The sequence below is a fragment of the Pedobacter cryoconitis genome, from assembly GCF_003259615.1.
GTDB lineage: Bacteria > Bacteroidota > Bacteroidia > Sphingobacteriales > Sphingobacteriaceae > Pedobacter > Pedobacter cryoconitis.
On the sequence record NZ_QLLR01000004.1, the window covers coordinates 90292 to 112542 of the forward strand.

General features: G+C 40.2%; 18 protein-coding genes and 6 tRNA genes. 12 read left to right on the forward strand and 12 right to left on the reverse strand.

From position 1 onward, the window contains the following. Nucleotides 1-22 precede the first annotated feature (22 nt). A complete protein-coding gene (locus LY11_RS06835) occupies nucleotides 23-238 on the forward strand; it encodes a bacteriocin (RefSeq protein WP_111632981.1) in 216 nt (71 codons plus the stop codon). Nucleotides 239-263: 25 nt separating this feature from the next. Continuing rightward, nucleotides 264-461, forward strand: coding sequence for a hypothetical protein (locus LY11_RS06840; RefSeq protein WP_111632982.1), 198 nt, complete (start codon nucleotides 264-266; stop codon nucleotides 459-461). 52 nt (nucleotides 462-513) lie between these two features. On the opposite strand, the gene LY11_RS06845 is transcribed toward LY11_RS06840, so the two are convergent. Further along, the gene (locus LY11_RS06845; protein ID WP_111632983.1) at nucleotides 514-1350 is read right to left on the reverse strand and encodes an AraC family transcriptional regulator; all 837 of its coding nucleotides are present in this window, start codon (nucleotides 1348-1350) and stop codon (nucleotides 514-516) included. 90 nt (nucleotides 1351-1440) lie between these two features. Between LY11_RS06845 and LY11_RS06850 the strand changes: the two genes are divergently transcribed. The 4 genes from LY11_RS06850 (at nucleotide 1441) to LY11_RS06865 (ending at nucleotide 7038) form a co-directional block, all read left to right on the forward strand. Further along, a complete protein-coding gene (locus tag LY11_RS06850; protein WP_111632984.1) occupies nucleotides 1441-2376 on the forward strand; it encodes an NADP-dependent oxidoreductase in 936 nt (311 codons plus the stop codon). Nucleotides 2377-2470: 94 nt separating this feature from the next. Further along, nucleotides 2471-2902: a DUF417 family protein gene (locus LY11_RS06855; RefSeq protein WP_111632985.1), complete on the forward strand. Its 432-nt coding sequence runs from the start codon at nucleotides 2471-2473 to the stop codon at nucleotides 2900-2902. Between the two features lie 113 nt (nucleotides 2903-3015). Next, on the forward strand, nucleotides 3016-5214 hold the full coding sequence (locus LY11_RS06860; protein WP_111632986.1) for an alpha-galactosidase: 2199 nt from the start codon (nucleotides 3016-3018) through the stop codon (nucleotides 5212-5214). A 312-nt stretch (nucleotides 5215-5526) separates the two neighbouring features. Continuing rightward, complete coding sequence (locus LY11_RS06865) at nucleotides 5527-7038, forward strand: glycosyl hydrolase family 18 protein (protein WP_111632987.1); 1512 nt, start codon at nucleotides 5527-5529, stop codon at nucleotides 7036-7038. 56 nt (nucleotides 7039-7094) lie between these two features. Here LY11_RS06865 and LY11_RS06870 read toward each other — a convergent pair whose 3' ends face one another. The 3 genes from LY11_RS06870 to LY11_RS06880 all read right to left on the reverse strand — a co-directional run bounded on the left by LY11_RS06870 (nucleotide 7095) and on the right by LY11_RS06880 (nucleotide 12141). Next, on the reverse strand, nucleotides 7095-10829 hold the full coding sequence (locus LY11_RS06870; protein WP_111632988.1) for a T9SS type B sorting domain-containing protein: 3735 nt from the start codon (nucleotides 10827-10829) through the stop codon (nucleotides 7095-7097). 235 nt (nucleotides 10830-11064) lie between these two features. Continuing rightward, the gene (locus LY11_RS06875; protein WP_146610807.1) at nucleotides 11065-11307 is read right to left on the reverse strand and encodes a hypothetical protein; all 243 of its coding nucleotides are present in this window, start codon (nucleotides 11305-11307) and stop codon (nucleotides 11065-11067) included. Between the two features lie 252 nt (nucleotides 11308-11559). Continuing rightward, complete coding sequence (locus tag LY11_RS06880; protein WP_111632990.1) at nucleotides 11560-12141, reverse strand: hypothetical protein; 582 nt, start codon at nucleotides 12139-12141, stop codon at nucleotides 11560-11562. A gap of 195 nt (nucleotides 12142-12336) precedes the next feature. Here LY11_RS06880 and LY11_RS06885 point away from each other — a divergent pair, with 195 nt between their 5' ends. Further along, the gene (locus tag LY11_RS06885) at nucleotides 12337-12933 is read left to right on the forward strand and encodes a Crp/Fnr family transcriptional regulator (RefSeq protein WP_111632991.1); all 597 of its coding nucleotides are present in this window, start codon (nucleotides 12337-12339) and stop codon (nucleotides 12931-12933) included. Nucleotides 12934-14004: 1071 nt separating this feature from the next. Here the strand turns inward: LY11_RS06885 and LY11_RS06890 are convergent. The 7 genes from LY11_RS06890 to LY11_RS06920 all read right to left on the reverse strand — a co-directional run bounded on the left by LY11_RS06890 (nucleotide 14005) and on the right by LY11_RS06920 (nucleotide 15682). Then, a tRNA-Glu gene (locus LY11_RS06890) sits at nucleotides 14005-14076 on the reverse strand. Nucleotides 14077-14117: 41 nt separating this feature from the next. Then, nucleotides 14118-14190: transfer RNA gene (locus LY11_RS06895), tRNA-Met, on the reverse strand. 197 nt (nucleotides 14191-14387) lie between these two features. Beyond that, nucleotides 14388-15086, reverse strand: coding sequence for a hypothetical protein (locus LY11_RS06900; RefSeq protein WP_111632992.1), 699 nt, complete (start codon nucleotides 15084-15086; stop codon nucleotides 14388-14390). Between the two features lie 173 nt (nucleotides 15087-15259). Then, nucleotides 15260-15331 (reverse strand) — tRNA-Glu (locus tag LY11_RS06905). 44 nt (nucleotides 15332-15375) lie between these two features. Further along, a tRNA-Met gene (locus LY11_RS06910) sits at nucleotides 15376-15448 on the reverse strand. A gap of 48 nt (nucleotides 15449-15496) precedes the next feature. Next, nucleotides 15497-15568 (reverse strand) — tRNA-Glu (locus tag LY11_RS06915). A gap of 41 nt (nucleotides 15569-15609) precedes the next feature. Next, nucleotides 15610-15682: transfer RNA gene (locus LY11_RS06920), tRNA-Met, on the reverse strand. Between the two features lie 111 nt (nucleotides 15683-15793). Between LY11_RS06920 and era the strand changes: the two genes are divergently transcribed. Together era and der are read left to right on the forward strand one after the other, a co-directional pair. Continuing rightward, entirely contained in the window at nucleotides 15794-16672 is an 879-nt protein-coding gene (gene era, locus LY11_RS06925) for a GTPase Era (RefSeq protein WP_111633120.1), read from the forward strand. Nucleotides 16673-16718: 46 nt separating this feature from the next. Then, nucleotides 16719-18020: a ribosome biogenesis GTPase Der gene (gene der / locus LY11_RS06930; protein WP_068405690.1), complete on the forward strand. Its 1302-nt coding sequence runs from the start codon at nucleotides 16719-16721 to the stop codon at nucleotides 18018-18020. A gap of 85 nt (nucleotides 18021-18105) precedes the next feature. Here der and LY11_RS06935 read toward each other — a convergent pair whose 3' ends face one another. Beyond that, a complete protein-coding gene (locus LY11_RS06935) occupies nucleotides 18106-19713 on the reverse strand; it encodes a S41 family peptidase (protein ID WP_111632993.1) in 1608 nt (535 codons plus the stop codon). A gap of 191 nt (nucleotides 19714-19904) precedes the next feature. Here LY11_RS06935 and murQ point away from each other — a divergent pair, with 191 nt between their 5' ends. The 3 genes from murQ to LY11_RS06950 are packed head-to-tail and all read left to right on the forward strand — an operon-like array spanning nucleotide 19905 to nucleotide 22088. After that, nucleotides 19905-20711 carry an N-acetylmuramic acid 6-phosphate etherase gene (gene murQ / locus LY11_RS06940; protein WP_111632994.1) on the forward strand — a complete coding sequence of 269 codons (807 nt, stop codon included), beginning with the start codon at nucleotides 19905-19907 and terminating at the stop codon, nucleotides 20709-20711. A gap of 7 nt (nucleotides 20712-20718) precedes the next feature. Next, entirely contained in the window at nucleotides 20719-21288 is a 570-nt protein-coding gene (locus LY11_RS06945) for a hypothetical protein (RefSeq protein WP_111632995.1), read from the forward strand. Nucleotides 21289-21338: 50 nt separating this feature from the next. Next, the gene (locus LY11_RS06950; protein WP_111632996.1) at nucleotides 21339-22088 is read left to right on the forward strand and encodes a Bax inhibitor-1/YccA family protein; all 750 of its coding nucleotides are present in this window, start codon (nucleotides 21339-21341) and stop codon (nucleotides 22086-22088) included. Nucleotides 22089-22251 lie beyond the last annotated feature (163 nt).

Consider the following 22251-nt stretch of genomic DNA (forward strand, 5'->3'; position numbering starts at 1 on the left):
TATTTTATAATAATCCCCCATTATGAAAAATTTAGAATTAAAAAATCTTGGTGTTCAGGAACTGAATACAAAAGAAATGTCAACAATAGAAGGCGGTGGTTTACTAGGTGATATTTTTGGTGTAGTTGGCGCAGTGGCTACTACTGTAGGTGGAGTTGTTAATACTGTAAGTACTGTAGTTGGGAATACCGTTAAATTTGGTCTTGCTCAATTATTTACAATTTTAGGTTCATTATAAGGCCTGCATTAACCAACCCCCTGTTATGAAAAATCTAGAATTAAAAAACTTTGGTGTTCAGGAAATGAACACGGCAGAAATGTCAACAATTGAAGGTGGTGGTATCCTTGGAGATCTGGTTTCAGGTTTAACCAAAGAAATTATCTCAATCACTACTAATTTTGTAAAAAGTACTGTTAGCTTTCTTGGCAGTACCTTAGGCACAATTTTCGGCTCTCTATAAAAACCATAATAAATTAACGCTTGCCGTTATGCTGATAGTATCAGCATAACGGTCATTTAAAAGTTTTCCTGTACTGCCCCGGACTTAGCCCTTTTTGTTTCCGGAAAAACTTATTCAGGTGGCTCTCATCCGTAAAACCCAGTTCATCGGCTATTTCATTGATTCGCATATCACTATGCTGCAGCCTGTTCATGATAAACTTTGTCCTGTAATTGATCGTGTATTGCTGCATCGTTTCATTCATATGCTTTTTAAAATAACGTCCCAGGTAGGTTTCTGAAATCCCAAAATGTTTACTGACCATTTCTGTGCGGATCTTTTCGGGATGATAAATATTGTTCTGAATATACTCCAGGATACCTAAAGCCTTTTCTTCAGTACATTCATTGACCTGTTCAGGCAAATATTTTGCGATGTTCCGGGCAACCACGACAATGAGTGTATTTACCAGTTGCTGCACCAGTTCCTTATTGTACAAATCCCGGTTTACACCTTCCCGGATCACAGCCTCTACCATCGGACGTACCAGGCTTTTATCAGATTGATTCTTCAAAATGCAACCAGGCTGATGATTCGCATGCTGCAGAATAAATTCTAAACGCTGAAGATCGGCACTGCTGATTCCTTTTGAGCGGATATAAATATCATTAAAACGCAGAAAGAAAAATTGTGAAGTAGTTTCAATATCAAATGAATGACAATCATCGGGTGTGATCAGGAACATATGGTCAGGATGATAACCAAATTTATGCTGATTGATACACTGTTTTCCCGTACCTGACAACACATAGATTAATTCGAAAAAGCTATTTTTATGTGCCCAGACTGAACTTTCTTCCAGTGTTTCAAAGCTCACTGAAAATGGCTCATAGAGATTTTCTTTCTTCATGATGCAAATATACCGAAATAGAGAAAATATATACCGTAAAACCATCAATAAATAAGTACAATTTTGTGTTACAAATTTAAACAAAGAGAAATGAAAGCAATAGTTCTAACAGCAGCCGGCGATGTAGACAAACTGGCACTGACCACCTTACCAGCACCAGTAATCGCTGAGGATGAAGTCCTGATACAAGTTAAAGCAATTAGTATTAATCCTGTTGATGCCAAAACAAGAAGCGGAAAGGGATTATATGGAAAACTCAAAGAACAGCCTCCCATTATCCTTGGATGGGATGTTTCAGGTATAGTTACGGAATCAAAATCACCGCTGTTTAAAGTGGGGGATGAAGTATTTGGGATGGTAAACTTTCCCGGTCACGGTAAAGCTTATGCTGAATATGTTGCTGCTCCGGCAGTACATCTTGCGCTAAAGCCAGCGAATATTTCGCACGAAGAAGCTGCAGCAGCAACATTGGCAGCACTTACAGCCTGGCAAGTACTGGTTAACTATGCAAAAATCAAAGCGACAGATCAAGTACTGATCCATGCAGCAGCCGGAGGTGTAGGACACTACGCCGTTCAAATTGCCAAACATATCGGAGCTTATGTAATTGGAACATCCTCTGCAAAAAACAAAGACTTTGTAATGAAACTCGGTGCAGATGCGCATATTGATTATACCAGTCAACGCTTTGAGGATGTCGTTGAAGGATTGGATTTTGTTTTTGACACCATCGGCGGTGACAATATAGATCGTTCGCTGGAGGTCATTAAAACAGGTGGTACAATCATTAGTATTCCTTCAGGTTTAAATGAGGACGTGACTGCTAAGGCATCAGCCAAAGGCATTAATGGTTACTTCATCCTGGTGGAGTCCAATGGAGAGGATATGAAACAGCTGGCCGGCTTACTGGAAAAAGGGATTGTTAAATCACATGTTGGTCAAACCTATTCATTTGAGCAATTGCCAGCAGCACATTCCGCTATAGAATCTGGCAGAACAGTTGGAAAAATAGTGATCACTGTTTAAGCTAAATCAGATAAGGGCCTGCTTCAATAACCGGGCTCTTATCTTTTTTATAATTTCCTTGTAAGGTTTCTTTTCAATTCCCGACAAAAAGGGCATGAAAACAAATAAAACAGGTTACGCCACAGGCGTTATTGCCACTATAGTGGTCTTGGTATGGATAGGCATATTAAAATTTACGCCCTCAGAAGCAAAAGGTATTCAACCTTTAGTCGAAAACAGCTGGTTAATGAGCTGGTTATACAAGGTAGTCTCTATTCAGACAGGATCAATCCTGATAGGAATCTTTGAAATTATTACTTCGCTATTTCTGATTAGTTCTTTCTGGAGCAAAAAAGCGGGAAAAATTGCAGGTATATTAACACTGATCATTTTCGCTTCTACTTTAAGTTTTTTGCTGAGTACACCTGGTATCTGGAAGCAAATGGACGGGGTTCCGGTTACTGATTTCTTTATCTTAAAAGACCTTGCATTTCTGGCAATAGGGATTCAGGTTCTAGCCCAATCCGAAGATGAAACTATCGTTTAAAAAATTAGTTATCAACCAATTATCAGCTAAATCATTTTATTAATTTAAGCCGTAAGCCTCCTGTTTCTTTTCCATATTTATCTCTTTATATTCGTAAAAACGGAGATTAAAAAATGAGAAGAATATTAGCTGCTTTACTATTATTTCAAGCCAGTCACCTCTTGGCACAGGACAAAATAAGCTTGCTGCCAGTATGGGCACTGGCATCAGCTGAAAAACAAGATTGGCTTATCAATAATACTGGTAAAACTGCATCAGTATACCGTGATGCAGCGAATAAAGATATTATTTTGTCTAATGGTTTAATCAAAAGATCATTCCGTTTACAGCCAAATCTTGCCTGCACAGATTTCAGTAATCTCAGCAACGGACAGCAGCTTTTAAGAGCAGTGAGCCCGGAAGCAAAATTAACTATCAATGGTAAATCTTATAACATTGGCGGGCTATACGGTCAAAAGCAAAAGGCTTACCTGTTAAACCAGTGGCTGGATGGGCTAACAGCTAATAGTTCAGATTTCCTTTTTAAAGCTTATCACGTTGCTGATATTGTACCCTACATCAATTGGAAGCCCGCCGCTAATACCTGGGCATCCAACAGGTTACAACCTACAGGAAAGATGCTTACGTTTTCGTTTGAATCGACCTTGCCTGCTTTAAAGGGAATCCGGGTTAATATAAATTATGAATTATATGACGGTATACCACTTATCTGTAAATGGCTAAGCGTGGAGAATAAAGGCCGGCAAACGATCAAGTTAAACAAGGTGATGAATGAGATCATTGCTGCACATGAAGAAGAATCTACTGTGGACGGGAACCCAAAAGACATCAAAACTCCTCATGGAATTTATGTAGAAAGCAATTATGCTTTTAATAATTCCATGAATGCCCGCCTGTCGGACCAAACTACCCACTGGAATACAGATTCAACCTATACATCGCAGGTTAACTACAATCTTAAAACGCCCTGTTTACTGGAAGTTTATCCGCCGATTGGTCCGGGCGTAACCATCGCACCGGGGAAGAGCTTTAAATCTATCAGAACAAATGAATTGCTGCTGGATAGTTATGACAGAGATAGAAATGGATTGGCGCAGCGCATGATGTATCGTAAAATTGCGCCCTGGTCTACAGAAAACCCAATCTTTATGCACCTGGTTACGATTGATCCAAAGGTGGTCAGAACAGCTGTTGATCAATGTGCAGAAACCGGCTATGAGGCTATTATTCTTAGCTTTGGCAGTGGCCTGCATATGGAAGATCATAGCGAAGAAAATATAGCCAAGATCAAAGACTTAGTAGATTATGCACATAGTAAAGGTATTTTGATGGGTGGATATTCGTTATTTTCCAGCCGCCGGATTAATGATCAGGAGGATGTAATTGATCCAAAAACCGGAAAAGCAGATGTCCATGCTCAGTTTGCCCATGCACCTTGTTTAGGCTCAAACTGGGGCCTGGCTTATATAGAAAAGATCAAAGGGTTTATTAAAAAGACAGGGCTGGATATATTTGAAAATGATGGCCCCTATCCGGGTGATGTCTGCGCATCTACAAAACATCCGGGTCACCAGGGATTAGAAGATTCACAATGGGCACAAATAGAACTGCAAAAAGGGTTGTATCACTGGTGTAATGAAAACGGTATTTATGTCAATGCACCCGATTGGTATTTTCTGGATGGAACTCACAAAATAGCCTTAGGTTACAGGGAAGTGAATTTTAGTTTACCAAGAGAACAGCAGGTCATTCTGAACCGTCAGAATATATATGACGGAACCTGGGAAAAAACGCCCACGATGAGCTGGGGCTTTGTCCCGTTAACACAATATCAGGGTGGCGGAAAGGCCGCAACTTTAGAACCACTTTCGGAACATCTTGATTCTTATGAGCAGCTCATGATGCAATATTATGGCGCAGGAATTCAAGCATGTTACCGCGGGCCGAGATTATACGATACACAGGAAACAAAGGAATTGGTTACCGGGGTGATCAGCTGGTATAAGAAATACAGGACGATTCTAAATTCTGATATAATACACCTGCGCAGGGCGGACGGCAGAGAATGGGACGGAATTTTACATGTGAATCCTAATGAAAAAGAAAAGGGATTGGCGATGTTATACAATCCTTCGGCAGAAAAAATTACGCAAAAAGTCATCTTGCCTCTTTATTATACCGGCCTTACTGGTCAGGCAAACATCAGGGAGAAAGAAGGTAAATCTGTTTCCTATATCTTAGACCAACAGAGCAAAGTAACTTATGAGGTAACGATTCCGGCAAATGGATATACGTGGCTGGTGATTGAATAACAACATTTTACTTTTCCGGATTTAAACATTAAAAACATATAATGAAAATTGTAAATATTTCTACATAAGGCCTTATACTTTCATCATCTGAAACACATAAACAAGAAATATTTTCATAACAATGTGACAATGAGACACATTACTCATTTAATATTCGATTCACAATCGCTAATCCATTCACAAATATTCTTTTAAAAAGAAAATAAGTACCATATATATAACATCTGATAATTTATATCGAAAATGTTACAATTAAAGTTGCGAATGTAAACTCCAGTGTTATTTTTGAGGTTAACTTAAAAACCTAATCCTATGAAACAACATTTATCAGTTGATGACAAAATCTTGTCATCGAAAAAGAAAGTGTGCAATTTCTTAAAAAAGAGCACAGCAGCAGGTCTTTTTCTACTGACTGCTTTTTCTTCCTGTAAGAAATCAGAAACCGGAAATCCGCAATCAGACAACCAATCCTTAAGTAATTCGAAAACACAGGTCAATTTCGAACGCAATGCGAATGCCAGCTTAACTAAGCCAATCACTATAGGCTACTATCCAAGCTGGACAGAAGGATGGTTAAATGAAGACGGAAAAAGCGCCTTCACAACCTTACCAACTGCAGTAACCCACGTATTCTTCGCTTTTGCCAAACCTAACTTAACGTATGTAAAGGGGTCTTACAACATTTCTACAGCAAACACAGGTCTGGAATGCTATCAGGCTACTGAAGGCGGTTTGATGTTGAAACGTGCAGTTGGAATTCTGAAACAACGCGGTATCACTGTAATTTTATCATTAGGCGGTGAAACCTACTGGAGAGCTCCCGAAAACTTCAACAACATCAACTATCAGCAGATTAAAGATTTCGTAGACGATATTGGCTTTGGGGGGATTGACTGGGATTTTGAACCTGCTGGCAGCTTTAGCGAATCAGGAAATGCGGCTAACGTAGCCTATTTGACAAAATTCATTACTGAATCCAGAAAACTAATGCCAAAATCAGCAGGATATATTATCGCTACCGCACCTGTTGGATCGGGTGCTATTGGCGGCTTGAATAATGATGATGCTGCTTCTCCATTCGCTTATAGCAAACGTAATACGATAACAGGAGAATCAGACAATTATCTATACAGCGCAACCGACGGTACGAAAAGTATCAGCTTATTTGGTTTCAGCTCAACAGGCGCGATGATACCAGTAATCAAAGCAGCGGGAGATAAACTGGATATTATTGCCTACCAGGCTTACAATATCGGTGCAGCACCAAACCGCAAGTTAATGTATGATTCTTATGCTTATTATGCTAACATTTACGGTTTTCAATTGGCACATGGAACGCACGTACCTAACGAACCCTGGGGACCTTATTTTGAGCACACTCCTCAATTTGAGGCAGATTTAGCAAAGTATATCCATGATGGTGGTACGCAAAGCAGAGCTGGTAAAAATGATGGTATCATGATTTGGAACCTGGCTTTGTTATCAGCAAAAGGAACAAATTATACTGGCGTAACTTATTTGAATGTGGCCAAGAAAGTTTTAAATGGACAAACCACAACAGCGGCACTTGCAACCGCATTTGATTACAAGAATGAAACGCCAGTTATACCTACTGACCCGACTAACCCAACAAATCCGACTAACCCAGGTACGGGAGGCTGTGGAATAGCCACTTATAACCCAGCAATTGCTTATCCAGCAGCAGGCACAAAAGTCTATTACAACAGTAAAATATTCAAAAACAAATGGTATGTAAATCCTAATGAATTGCCAGAGGCGAATCAATGGGGCCCATGGGATTTTGTAGAGAACTGTCCTAAATAGTATTTTTAAATTAAACTGTTCAGGATATAGCAATTATATCCTGAACAGTTTAATTATCACTTTAAAACAGTTAAAGAACCTGAAAGGATTTTTTTTCCATTTTTAAGATCTATCACGTAATAATATACTCCTACAGGCACATATTCGCCGTTATATTTTCCATCCCAATTCTTTACATCTCCAGTTGTACTATATACTTTTCCTCCATACCTGTTGAACACATTAACGGTTGCCTGTGGGTATGTGCTCAAATATTTAATATTCCATTCATCATTGATACCGTCACCATTGGGAGTAAAGGTGTTGGGAATTTCAAGATTTGCTAACACCCGGACAGAAACCTGATCTGTGGCAGAACAGCCATGAACTGTCATCACCGTCAGTTGATAAGTCATATCCTGTGTAGGTGAGGCGACTGGGTCAAGAACATCATCCCTGTTCAACCCGTCAGCAGGACTCCATTTATAGCTTAAGTTTAAATCATCAAGAGCTGTTACAACTCCTCTCAACTGTGCTTCTCCACCTTCCAAAATCACCTGGTCTTTTCCTGCATCTACTATCGGGGTGCCAAAAACAAAAATATCTTGTTTTTTTATAGCTGATGAGCAGCCATTAATAGTCTTGAACGAATACGTTAAAGTATGCTTTCCTGCACCTGCCGCGAAAGGATTAAACAAGCCGGAAGCACTTACCCCATCGCCAGTATAAATACCATTACCTGCTAATAAACCAGAAGTCTCTCTGCCCTGGGTCAATTGAAATGGAGCAACCGAACTGCACACTGCTGGTAGTACATCAAAATCGACCTCAGGTATTGGCCTTAATGTAATTGTGACAACCCGTTCATCTATACAGGAAGCTCCCGAATAAACTACCATCCGCACCTTAAATTCCTGAGAAACGGAACCAGCGAACTCAGGATAAAGATGACTATATAACTTCGGCCCGGCAAACCGTAAGCCGGGACTGCTGTCTGTCTCCACAACCGTAGGATTATTATCTGCATCATAATACCAATCGATACGAGTGATCTCCCCAAAATCTACTGTTGAGTGATCTTCGAATATAACTTCCTGATTACTGCAAAGCGCCGTACTGTTCTGCACTGTAAAGTCCGCTTTAGGAGAGCTGCCATTTACCCGGAATGTTTTCGCCACCGTACTTCCACAGATCCCATTTCTGAATACAGTCAATTTAGTAATATATTCTCCGGTATGGGTATAAGCATGCTGTCCATTCTTTTCTTCAGAAGTCGGATTTGATGAACCGGGATCTCCAAAGTCCCATAAATAAGTAAGCTCTGTTTCTACTACATCATTAACCGGCGTACGATTGATAAAGGTTGCCGATGCATCTTTTAAACAAAAATCTGGCATATCAAAATTTACCGCATCCAATGGCCTGATCACATTCAACTTCACAACATTGCTGATCAAAGTGGTAATTTTACAACCTGAATAATATATGCCGCGGCGGTAAAAGGTAGTTTGCTGAATTGTTGGAGAGATATAATCTTTGGCTATAGCTCCCGGAATATCCTGATAAGTAATTCCGTCCGGAGAAGATTGCCATTGGTAAGTATAGGAACCCGCACCTGCTACAATCGCACTTCCTTCAATCAGGCCAGAGCTTCCTTCCGAACAAAATATTGTGACCAGCGGAGCCATAATTTTATTGTTTACTTCAGGTAAACCTACCGTTACATCCCCTATAGTAGAAAGGTCACCATTATAATTACTTCCAGCTACTAAACCTGCAATTCCCGTTTCATAAGTCGTATTACTGCCGGGGAAAGCATTTAGAGCGGGGGTAATTCTGCGGCCGCTATCTGCTAATGTCCTCGTAGGATCTAAATACCGGGCCTGAGCATTACTTTTATAAATTCCAGCCTGCGTACCGCAGGGAATACTGACCGTCAAAATAAGCTGTATACGATCGCCTGGAGAGATCTTAAAATCACCAAATAAAGGCTGACTGGCATCTCCACTAAGGTTGCAGACCGTGACTGGCCCGCTGGCTTCTCCAGTATAAGCGATAGTTGCTGAACTATACAAAAATCCAGGGGGGAGCTTCACCTGGATTTGTACACCCGCCGCAGTTCCCCCACCGGAATAATTAGTTGTATTGATTTGGTAACTGACCATACCTCCAGCATATTGAACACCAGTCGGACTAACACTGGCAATTACAGTGCTGAGTTCGGGATAACAAAATGCCCCTCCACCCCTCAAATAGGGAAGGAAATCTGTTACCACAAAAGGAACCGAGTGCCCATCCTGCCCATCTGCAGCAAAATTATGCAACCCGTCTACAAACCCTGCGAAGCCTTTCCCTACATCTATATTAACCGAGGCCGATGGCAGGGAATTGAATACCTCACCACCACCTCCTCCACCTCCTGGGCCGCACGCAACACCACGGTCAGATTTAGAATATCCCCCATTGCCTCCTTTAGCTTCAATAGTAAGCCTGGCCGAAGGATCAGGATTGGTAACTTTGATCAACACTGTACCACCAGCACCTCCACCGCTGGCACCGTTAAATGCACTGTTACCATCGTAAAACCCGGAAAGACCAGGATCTCCATTTGACAGGATTTTACCACTACCTGTAATCCGTCCAACATTAATCAGTATGATTCCACCACCAGCAGCTCCCCATGAGTCGTTAAAATCAGACTGACCAGCACCTCCACCTCCGCCCATAATTAACCTGCTCAATTCCGGAGTTGATGGATCATAACTTGCCGATCCTGGTCTCCCCCCATTCGGAAGTAAGCCAGGATCATTTAAGAAGACAGCCCCATTACCACCACCACCACCCATACCGCCATTACCACCACCACCACCGCCCGCGTTAAATTCATTTCCACCACCGCCGGCGTTACCAGGTGCACCTTTACCATAGGAGCCCGAAGGCAATCCTTCAATTTCATTGTCGACCTGATGAGACAAACCATCCTTATATATATCAAGCAGGTACCTTGGCGTCCCCGCAACCCCTTCCCCTTTACCGGAACCACGACTATCTGTGGAAAGTGTTACATATCCTCCACTTAAATTGCTGTGTGTAGCGGATAGTGAACCAAATCCACCCCGAAAACCTCTTGCCGAGGCATCTATTTGAAAACCATTCAAGTTCATCGTTCCCGATACGTCAAATGCAATGACCCCTCCTACTTTTCCGTTAAAACGTGGGATTTCGAGATTTTTAGTTAAAGTGAGATTAGAATACTGAGGAACCCGGATAACTTGAAATGTTTTTGCCCCATGACTGGGAGTTGCAGTTGCATTAGCATAGGCATTAACTGTACCTTTTCCTATCCCGCCCCCTCTGAAGGTTAAAACGCCTCCGGCGAGGGGAACAGCATTGGTGGCAATTACATATTCAAACTTACCCGTATTACCCAGACTGGTGTAACCCGTACCACCAAGCCCATCATTTCCGGCTTTGTCGTTATTCGAACCGTAAAAGGCATCATTAGTATACTTTATAGTGGCATCCTGCATTTGGATAATCAATAACATATCCCCCGTACTTATTGCGGTAGCCCCAAAATTATTGCCATAAATATCATTGACAGGTACCGCGCCAAGCTGTACAATGTTTGTCCCAGCTGACAAGCTCAGGTCTGCCTTAGGCGGAAAATAAGTATTCATTGAAATGGAAACGCCCCCGGCCTCATACACTGGAATATATGCAGCCCCGTCCAGACCTGGTGTACCGCAGATTTGCGCCTGTAGTGCTGAACACAAAAAGAACAGCACTAAAAGTAGAGATATTCTTTTCATTCTTTGATTGAGCTCATCAATAGATTTTAAATGAAGTTAATCATAAAATTTACAATTACTAAAAATACTCAACAAATTCATTTACAGGTAAATAAATATTATATTTCAGTAGAAAACTAAAACATTATAGCAAAACAAAGTATCTAAGATAAGCGGCTATTGCCTGTCCCAATAATCTCATTCGAAATATATAGTCAATAAAAAAGTGATTAGGCAAAAAACTATTTTCACTTAATCACTTGAAGAGTTCATTATTAAAAGACCAACTATTACGGTTTAAAAAAACATAGGCATCATCAGGAGGAATCGGTTGTGGTGTTGCCACTAACTGAACAAGACCTCCCGCAATATAGGTCTGAATATTTGCAGAGATCACAAGGGGGTGAATACCCGGCATCTGATTACCCGGACATCCTACTAGCGGACCTTCGGTTGCGAAAACCGCGCAAAGACGTGCTCCATTTCGGCACGCGGGCATCGCGAATGTCCTAGTGTAATTGTTTGGATTACTATAACTACCAGAATCCGTATAAGCATACCATAATCTTGACATAGTTAAAAAACTGTTTTATAGATCAAAAGCAGTTAAAAACTTTATTAAGCACCTACTCTATTCAAGGTTTTCGGCTTCCCCTTTGCAGGGATAATTTAAAACTCCCAATATTAAAGTTCCGCATATTTTCACTTCACAACAAGACACAAATGTCTCATAATGAATTATTTAAAATGATCAGCTATTATGATGCTCTTTTTTTCCTAAACGGAAAGCTGCCAGCAAGTAATAGAATGCACCAAATGCAGCATAACCTGCCAGACTCGTTATACCCATTGTCGGATCATGCGCCAACAGGATAAAGGATGTACCACCGATAATGGACTGTCCACCACTGATTATCATTGGCCATTGCCCACCTAACAATTTTCTACGGCGTAAACCAAGAACCAACTGGATCAAACCAGTCAGGATCGCCCAGACACCGAACACCATCAATGCCTCAGGGACTCCCATTTGCAGGGCAAAACCTACAGCTATAGTCGTAATTATGCTGATCGCAGCATTCATATATTGAGGCGTTCTGGAAACATTGCCATCGTTCGCACGAATATCAAGAAAAGTACCTATCACATCCCAGGCCGGGTAAATAACCAGTAGCGCACAGGCAATACCAAATGAATTTTTAGCGAGTAATGCGACAAGGATTACCCATGTGATTGAAAATGCAGCCCGTAAAAAATAAAGTTTACGTAACGAATTTGCAGTTTCAGTGGCCTGGCCAGCTGTCGCTGTATTTTTTTGGTCAATTGAAGTCATGATTCTGATTTTTAGTAATTTCTTAACCCAAAGCTCCGCACTTATTGGCCGTTGTTTTTTAACTTAAGTTAAAATGGACCGTAATAATTGAAGATTTTTTTCGAAACCTACTCCAGCGGCCAGATTTCTAAACAGGATGCACATTTTGAACAGCTTATCAATTTCATTACATTGGCATCGTAAATATAAATTGACATGTCAGACAGATCACACCTTCTTCAGGAAGCCATCAAGAATTTAACAGGGCTTACCGATACAGATCTATCAGCAGGCCTTCCTTACTGGAAGAAACGCAAGATTACCAAGGGTGATTTTTTTAACAAGCAAAGCGTGGTTTGCCAGGATTTAGGAATTGTTGCTCAGGGAATTTTCCGGGTTTACTATTATGATGAAACAACAAATGAAGAAAAGAACATTTTCTTTTTTTCAGAAAACCAGTTCATTGTCTCGTTCCGGAGTTTTATTTTTCAGTTCCCCTGTAAGTATTATATTGAAGCATTGGAAGATGCTGAGATACTTTATATTCCATATCAGGATCTCCAGCAGTTATATGATCAGTCAAAAGAATGGCAAAAATTCGGAAGGTTATTAGCTGAACATTTTTTCAACCAATCGCAGGGCCGTACCGAGGATCTGTTATTTCTCAGTCATGAAGCCCGCTATTTGAATTTGGTAAAGACGCATTCCAATATCTTAGAGCGTGTGCAGGCTTACCACATCGCATCCTTCCTGGGCATTAAAAATCCTTCTCTTAGCCGGATCAGGAAACGTTTACAGGAAAAAACAAGGTAATTCAGGATCAATCGCAGCATAGAGCAGGCTGTATTTTGGATCAAGTCATAAACTTGTGGATCAGGGATTAAATTTCAAGTTTTGGGTTTGATATTTTCTTAGCTCAAAGCAGATGGTTACGATTCTTTAATAAGCTGATTACTTCCTGATTTTATAGTTCAATTTATCATTATTAAATGCTCCTGATTACTTTGATAAGAGATCGGTCAACGCTTCAGTGGAATTCTTAGGGGGAGGAAAGATCCTGATTTTTCCAGGCTTGCTACTTTTACGAAAGTTCTCTGATGCCTTTGCGTTTCCATTGATTGTTTCATCGTGCCCCCAGTACAGAACTTTTGAAACAACTTGTACTCCAAACTGCTGCTTTAAAAATGAAATCGCCCAGGATTCCCTTTACAAATTTACCCGTTAAACTTCCCATAATCAATAAATGCCTTTCCACCAATGTAGGCTATTAGCGCTAAAGATTATCCTGATGCGTAAAAAATGTCCGTAATTGTCCGCAGCTGTCTGCAATTGTCCATAGGTTAGTCAAAGGGAAAATTATAATTTCATTAATCTTCAACTAGTTATGGTTTGGTTGTGCCTGAGTGGTGGTCGGGATGACACCAGGTTGAGAACAGGCTTTAAGCATGGCAAGTCCATGTTGTTTCAACTAGTTGTTTTGACTTGGACTTGACATGGACTCAGGATACTCTTACCTTGGACTTACCCTAACGAGTACCCGGACAGTACCCGGGCAGTACCCGGCCGATATAGATCTATCATTTAACTATTTTGAATTTATTTACTAACAGCCCGGCCTTGTTTCGGCTGGGTCATTTCGATGCAAATTGAAAGCTTTCAGCGCAACTTCCAGAGGCATAAGAGCATCCGTGATATCAAAGACTCTCTGTTTAGCGTGTCAAAAATTTATGCTTAAAAAAGAACATCCTCCACAAGTTTTGACATTGATCCCAACTTTTGGCATTGATCCGACATTGATCCATTTTCAGGAACTGCCTTATTGCGAGCAGTAAAAAAAAGTGTCTGAAACGCAAAAAGCCGCTCTACTTTCGTAAAGCGGCTTCGTAGCCCGTAGGGGAATCGAACCCCTATTTCCAGAATGAAAATCTGGCGTCCTAACCGGTAGACGAACGGGCCATTTCAAAGCGACCAACCTTTGCAGGTTATGCTTCTCCAGGTAGCGGGGACCAGACTCGAACTGATGACCTTCGGGTTATGAGCCCGACGAGCTACCAACTGCTCCACCCCGCACTATATCCTTAACAAACAGGCCTTCAGAGGCTAATACTACTGTTTTTTAAAGTGATGCAAACATAGGGTTATTTTTCAAAAACCGCAAGTATTCATAACAAATACTTGCATTATTTTTAGACACAAAGCCTATTCCCCTAATTTACAGACACATCTAATCTTTATTTTTATGTCAAGAAAAAGAAAACCTATACTTATTAATACAGAATTAACCTTAAATACCCCTTCTCTACATCCTTTTTCACCTTTTCTTCTCTATCAAAAACGACAGTATTGAATTTTGCTTCCAATAAATAGCTGCCATTCGTTAGTTTAACACAACTAATAATTTCAAATTTTGATTTTTGCTGACTCTCTGAAGTTATCACAGTAGGCCTTTCCATGGAAACCTCGCTATGCGAAGAAAAAGATTCATTTGTATACAGAGAAATAGCTATACCATTTTGCGTATGTTCTCTTTCATAATCGCTGGCATACTTATAATTTCCTGGCAGAAAAAGATCCAGCCTGTTTTTAGGTATAAACATATACATCAAACTTTCATCCATTTCCTTTTTATTGTATTTTTTAGCAAAAGAAATGTTAATTCCTGCCATGGATTCTTTATCATTAAAATTATAACTTCTGCTGAAAAGCACAGAATCTTTATCGCCAGAATAATAGCGCGCTCCATTTACAATTGAATCGAGCTTAACATTGGTCTGAGCACTCCTCATTTGTAAGCCAGCGGGACGGTTAAAAGAATAAGATTTACCATCAATCTGATAAAAACAAGAATCTCCCAGCGCTAATAAAGGATCGGGTTTCAATTCTGAAGGTAATGCATTGTTGTCCTTTTTACAGGCTGCAAATAGACATAGGGCTAAAACGCCGCAAAAAAAAGGAGAAATCTTCATAAACCTAAACTTATATTATTTTTATATAATCAACAATTATTCTTTCGAATGCTCAAAGATATAACTATAAAACAAATAATAGCACTAATTATGCAAGAAACAGCACATAGCAATTAAAAACAAGAAAATAATTAAAGATTTTTTTCATCAAAGAAACAAGATGAAAATTTGAGTAGCCCGTAGGGGAATCGAACCCCTGTTACCAGAATGAAAATCTGGCGTCCTCACCCCTAGACGAACGGGCCATAAATTAAAGCGCTTAACTTTTAAGGGTTAAACGCTTTCCAGGTAGCGGGGACCAGACTCGAACTGATGACCTTCGGGTTATGAGCCCGACGAGCTACCAACTGCTCCACCCCGCACTATGTTTTAATCAAAAAAGGCTAGTGTGCAACCAGCCTTTTCTTTTGTAGCCCGTAGGGGAATCGAACCCCTATTTCCAGAATGAAAATCTGGCGTCCTAACCGGTAGACGAACGGGCCATTTCAAAGCGACCAACCTTTGCAGGTTATGCTTCTCCAGGTAGCGGGGACCAGACTCGAACTGATGACCTTCGGGTTATGAGCCCGACGAGCTACCAACTGCTCCACCCCGCACTATATTTACAATTGAAAACTATAAAAGATTAAATCTTCCTATGTTTTAAATTGGTCTGCAAAGATATATTTCGTTTCTTTGCAATGCAAATTTATTTTAAAAAAAATTCAATGTCGCATAAAGCAGGTTTTGTAAGCATAATAGGAAAGCCAAATGTTGGTAAATCCACGTTAATGAATGCCCTGGTGGGGGAGAAGCTATCGATCATCACTCCGAAGGCCCAAACTACCCGTCACCGTATTCTTGGAATTGTCAATGAAGAAGATTCACAAATTGTTTTTTCTGACACACCCGGCATCATAAAACCCCGCTATGGACTACAGGATTCAATGATGAATTTTGTCAAAGGTGCATTAAGTGATGCAGATTTAATTTTATTCGTTACAGACATCAACGAACAACACGATGAAAATGATGTACTGGAAAAAATAATCAATACTACTATACCTATGATTGTACTGATCAATAAAATTGACGGTGCAACCCAGGAGCAGGTAGAAGAGAAACAAGCCTACTGGCAGGAACTTTTAAAACCGAAACATATTTATGCAATCTCAGCCTTACATAAATATAACCTGGATGGGATTATGGAGCGGATCTTAGAATATCTTCCGGTACACCCACCCTACTATGATAAAGGTGACCTGACAGATAAGACACAACGTTTCTTTGTTTCTGAGATTATCAGGGAAAAAATCTTCAACAATTACCAGAAAGAAATCCCTTACAGTACAGAAGTAGTGATCACTTCTTTTAAAGAAGAAGAGAAAATCACCAGGATCAGTGCAGAGATCATCGTAGAACGTGATTCACAGAAAAACATCCTGATTGGTAAAGGTGGTGCTATGCTGAAAAAGGTTGGTACTGAAGCACGTAAGGATATTGAGAAGTTTTTAGATCAGAAAGTCTTCCTTGAAACCTTCGTAAAGGTACTTCCGGACTGGCGTAGTAAAAAGAACTATTTAAAAAGTTTCGGGTACGAAAATTAAACCTACCTTTGCAACCCCTTAATAATTAATACAATTCACAAAACACATGAGTAACATTATCGCAATCGTCGGAAGACCAAACGTAGGCAAATCTACCCTTTTTAATCGCTTAACTGAAAGTCGTAAAGCAATTGTTGATGATTTCAGTGGTGTAACACGCGATCGCCATTATGGCGTTGCTGAATGGACACACAAACAATTTACTGTAATTGACACAGGAGGTTATGTAGCAAATTCTGAAGATCTGTTTGAAGCGGCAATCCGTGAACAAGTAGTTATCGCGATCGAAGAAGCTTCCGTTATCCTGTTTATGGTTGACGTAATCACTGGAATTACAGATTTAGATGATGAAATAGCACAGCTATTACGCCGTAGTAAAAAACCGGTTTTCATTGTCGTAAATAAAGTAGACAATACTTCATTAGAAAATGATGCAGCTGTATTCTACGGATTTGGCCTTGGAGATATTTATTCGATCTCTTCAATGACAGGTTCAGGTACAGGTGACTTACTGGATGACGTGATCTCACATTTTGAAGATGACGTAGTCGAAGAAAATGCTTTACCAAAACTGACTATAGTCGGCAGACCAAATGTGGGTAAATCTTCCCTGATCAACGCCTTAATGGGCCAGGATAGAAACATCGTTACCCCAATTGCAGGTACAACACGTGATTCGATCCATATTCACTATAATCAGTTCGGACATGAATTTATGTTCATCGACACCGCAGGGCTTCGTAAAAAAACAAAAGTAAAAGAGAACATCGAGTTTTATTCTGTTATGCGTACCATTAAAGCCCTTGAAGAGGCTGATGTAGTATTGCTAATGATAGATGCTGTTGATGGCTTAGAGTCTCAGGACGTTAATATTTTCCACTTAGCGGAGAAGAACAAAAAAGGTATCGTAATTCTGGTTAACAAATGGGATTTGGTAGAGAAAGATCATAAAACTATGAAAGCTTTCGAAGAACAGATCCGTGTTAAATTACAACCGTTCACAGATATTCCAATCGTATTTACTTCAGTATTGAGTAAACAACGTATTTTCAAAGCAGTGGAAACTGCCTTGGAAGTGTTCAAAAACAGAGGAAAGAAAATTCCAACCTCGAAACTGAACGACGTGATGCTGCCGATCATTGAGAAATATCCGCCACCAGCATTAAAAGGAAAATACATTAAAGTAAAATACGTGACGCAAATCAATGCAACCTCACCAATGTTTGCTTTCTTCTGTAACCTTCCTCAATACATCAAAGAACCGTATAAACGTTTCATTGAGAATAAATTACGTGAGAACTTCGACTTTAGCGGAGCGCCAATCCAGATCTACTTCAGACAGAAATAGAAACTGAAAATCATCAACAGGCGGTATTAGATTTAATACCGCTTTTTTTGTGCCTGAATAAATAGGTTTTTAATCAGAAGAATCTTTATTGCATGCTTGAAATTGCCTGCTTTACCATACTGTCATTTAAGTTCAGAGCCTTATAATAACCAGATTCCCCTAAATGATACTTACAAAGTAAAGCCTTCAGGTCACTATAAATAACCGGCTTTGCCGCTGAAAGCTGTTTGGGATCAATCACAATATTTTTGCTCTGTATAAACTTCACAAAGTCTTTATAATCCGCATCACTGATACTGAAAGTTGCTAAATTCTGCTCCAGGTAAGCTGCAGTATAACGGTTCGCCAAAACATCGAACACATAATCAAAAAGAACTTTTTTGGTCAATAGCGTTCCATAGAACTTATTCATTCCGGTCGTATCCATTTTCACATAAATATCCGGTTCAATACCACCGCCAGCAAAAACTTTTTTACCAGAACCCGTTGTAAAAGCAAGGTTTCTTCTTAAACTATCTTTTGCAGCTACAGGTTTATCCGTTAACTCGCCATCATTATAACGATCATCGATCTCATTCTGATAAGCAGTATATCCTTTTTTATAAGACTTTTGAATACTACGGCCTAAAGGCGTATAATATCTTGCAATAGTCAGGTTCAGCGCAGAACCATCCCCAAAGGGAAACTGTTCCTGTACTAACCCTTTTCCAAAAGAACGGCGGCCTATAATCACTCCCCTGTCCAGATCCTGAACAGCACCCGCCAGTATCTCACTCGCAGAAGCCGTATTTTCATTGATCAGCACCGCAAGTTTACCATTCTCAAACTCCCCTCCTCCGGTAGCAATATAATCAGTACGCGGTTCATGCTTCCCTTCGGTATAAACAATCAGTTTATTTTCCGCAAGGAGCTGATTGGCCAGACCAGTAGCCGCAGTTAAATAGCCCCCGCCATTATCGCGCAGATCAAGCACCAGCTTTTTCATTCCCGCAGCCTTCAGCGTTTTTACAGATTCTATAAAATCTTTATCTGTACTGGCTCCGAATTCACTGATTCTGATGTAACCCGCATCATTATTGATCATATAAGCAGCATCAATACTGCTCACACTCACTCTTCCCCTTTTAATGGTTAACATAACAGGATGCGCTGATCCTGAATGCAAGACCACCAGTTGAACCGGAGTTCCCTTTTTGCCCTTGATCTTTCCGATCATTTTATCTTTAGTCAGGTGTTTGCCACTGACAAATAAACTATCAATTTTTAAGATTTTGTCTCCCAGTTTTAACCCTGCCTGTGCAGCCGGGCCATCTTTGATTACATTGGTGACCAGCAAAGTATCTTTAAGAATATAATACTCGATACCGATGCCTTCAAAATTGCCTTCCAGCATGTCCGATTGTGCATTTGCTTTCACCGGAGGAAGATAAACACTATGAGGGTCCAGCTGATGTAATAAACTATCAATCTCCAGGTGACTTAAAGTATCTGCGTTAATCTCATCTACATAATTTCTGTTGATCAGATTGATAATTTCATCTACTTTATTGGAGTTTTTATCTGCGAATTGTACACTGCGCTGAAACGTGAAGCCCTGATCCTTTAAAAACTTGTAGCCCAGAAACATACCACCTATTAATGTGACAGAATAAGTGATTGCGACAAGCAGGTTTTTACGGGTAGTTGGTTTCACTGAAATAGGTTTGCACAAAGTTATGAAATTACACTGTCAATTAACCTATTAACCCCATTAGAATTGCAATTGTTTAGTATTTTATTATAATCCTCATTTGTTTATAAATATTCAGCTGTAAATCTGTCTGAAATACATTCAAATTTCCCTGTTAAAAAGAAATTGACGATTTTTAACAAAAAAAAGATAAAATGATACGCATCACCGAACAAGAATCGAAGTACCACAATATTGATCAGATGGAAGTGCTCGACATTCTGAAAGGTATAAATAACGAAGACAAAACAGTTCCCCTGGCCGTAGAAAAGGCGATTCCACAAATTGAGAAACTGGCTACTGCAGTAGCAGAGCGGATGAAAAGCGGAGGAAGGCTATTCTATATTGGCGCAGGCACAAGCGGCAGACTAGGCGTAGTTGATGCCTCAGAATGTCCGCCTACTTTTGGCGTTCCTTTTGATGAGGTAGTGGGAATTATTGCAGGTGGGGATAAAGCGATCAGACGTGCCGTAGAAAACGCAGAAGATGACGATGTCCAGGCCTGGATAGACCTACAGGAATTTAACATCAACAGTAAGGATAGCCTGATTGGTCTTGCCGCTTCAGGCACTACCCCTTACGTGGTAGGCGGATTGAAAAAAGCAAGAGAAAACGGCGTACTTACCGGTTGTATCATTTGTAATGAAGGAGGCCCGGTTGTGGAAGCCAGTGATTTTCCTGTTGAAGTTGTAGTAGGCCCGGAATTTTTAACGGGGTCAACCCGGATGAAATCCGGTACTGCACAGAAACTGGTCCTGAATATGCTCAGTACGACAGTGATGATCAAATTAGGCCGCGTAAAAGGTAACAGAATGGTCGATATGCAATTAACCAATCATAAACTCGTTGACAGAGGTACACAGATGGTGATGAATGAACTTCATATTGACTATAAAAAAGCCGAAGACCTGCTGATCCGTTACGGAAGTGTTAGAAAGGCTGTGGAAGCCGGTACTAAATAAAAATATTATGCACGAAATAGAACCATTTTACCGTTGGCGTGACGACTATATAGCTGCGGAAGACCCCCGGTCACCATTTTACAATACAGAATACTCTGAGTTTTATTTCGATAAACAGTTATACAATTTCCTGATTCACCCGCAATGGGATGATTTTGGTTCTAATACACTTTACATTAAAGTGCTGTTCGTTGATTATGACCATAACTATGCGATTATTGAATTTATCGGCGAATGGAATGATGCCATAGGAAATGACATTATGCTGCTAAAAAGGGAAATACTCGAACTGATGATTGATGAAGGGATCAATAAATTTATCCTGATCGGAGAAAACATCCTTAATTTCCACGCTTCGGAAGACAGCTACTATGAAGAATGGTTTCAGGATGTGGAGGATGGATGGATCACCGGACTCAATTTCAACCCGCATGTCATTGAAGAATTCAGAAGCAGTAACATCGATTATTATATCAACTTCGGTGGCGAACTTGACGATTTGGCATGGAGAACAGCGAAACCTCTTCAAATCTTCCATAAAGTTGAAGAAATTCTGACAAAAAGACTAGGGGCATAGCTTTTGCTGATACAAATAGATTCGTATATTTAATTAAATTTTAAAATAACATGGATAACAACAATAATAATTGGTCACAACAATCAGTATTTGTGGAAAACCAAACAGGAACAGTTGCCAAGAAATTCTTTGCCAACGTGTTTTTATGGATGTTTGTAGCGTTGAGCTTATCAACACTGGCTGCGGTTTACATGGCTAATACACCAGAAATGTTAAGCTACCTGATCAACCAGGAAACAGGTAAAATGTCTATGATAGGTTATGTTGCTATGTTTGCTCCACTTGGGCTGGTACTTTTAATGAGTGCAGGACTGAGTAAGTTATCATACAGTGCTTTATTAGGCGTATTCATTCTGTATTCAGTATTGACCGGTGTCAGTCTGAGTTTCATCTTATTGATTTATACAACAAGTTCAGTAGTGGCTTGTTTTGCTGCTGCGGCAGGGATATTTGGTTTAATGGCCGTATTAGGCTATACCACTAACACTGATTTAAGTAAATTCGGATCAATCTTAATGATTGGTGTGGTAGGTCTGGTTATTGCCAGTGTAGTGAACATGTTCCTGAAAAGTTCAGGCTTTGACTATATCATGAGTTTCTTTGGTGTAGCGATCTTCACTGCATTAACTGCTTATGACGTTCAAAAACTAAAACGTATCGGTGCAGGTATAGAAGAAAACGGCGGTACAATGGCCGTTGATGATACTAAGAAATTAGCGATCATGGGCGCGTTGTCATTATACCTTGACTTCCTGAACATCTTCATCTTCTTATTGAGAATATTCGGAGGAAGAAAATAAGCCAGTATCCTTATACAAAAAGCCGGTCAGTTTTAGAGCTGACCGGCTTTTTTGTGTCCGGTGCAGCACAATAACCCCGATTCTGTCAGCTCAGCACGCCCAACTCCACAGAACATTGTTCCGTACCACCCTTCAAATTGCCTGATTTTTGCAATTTTATATG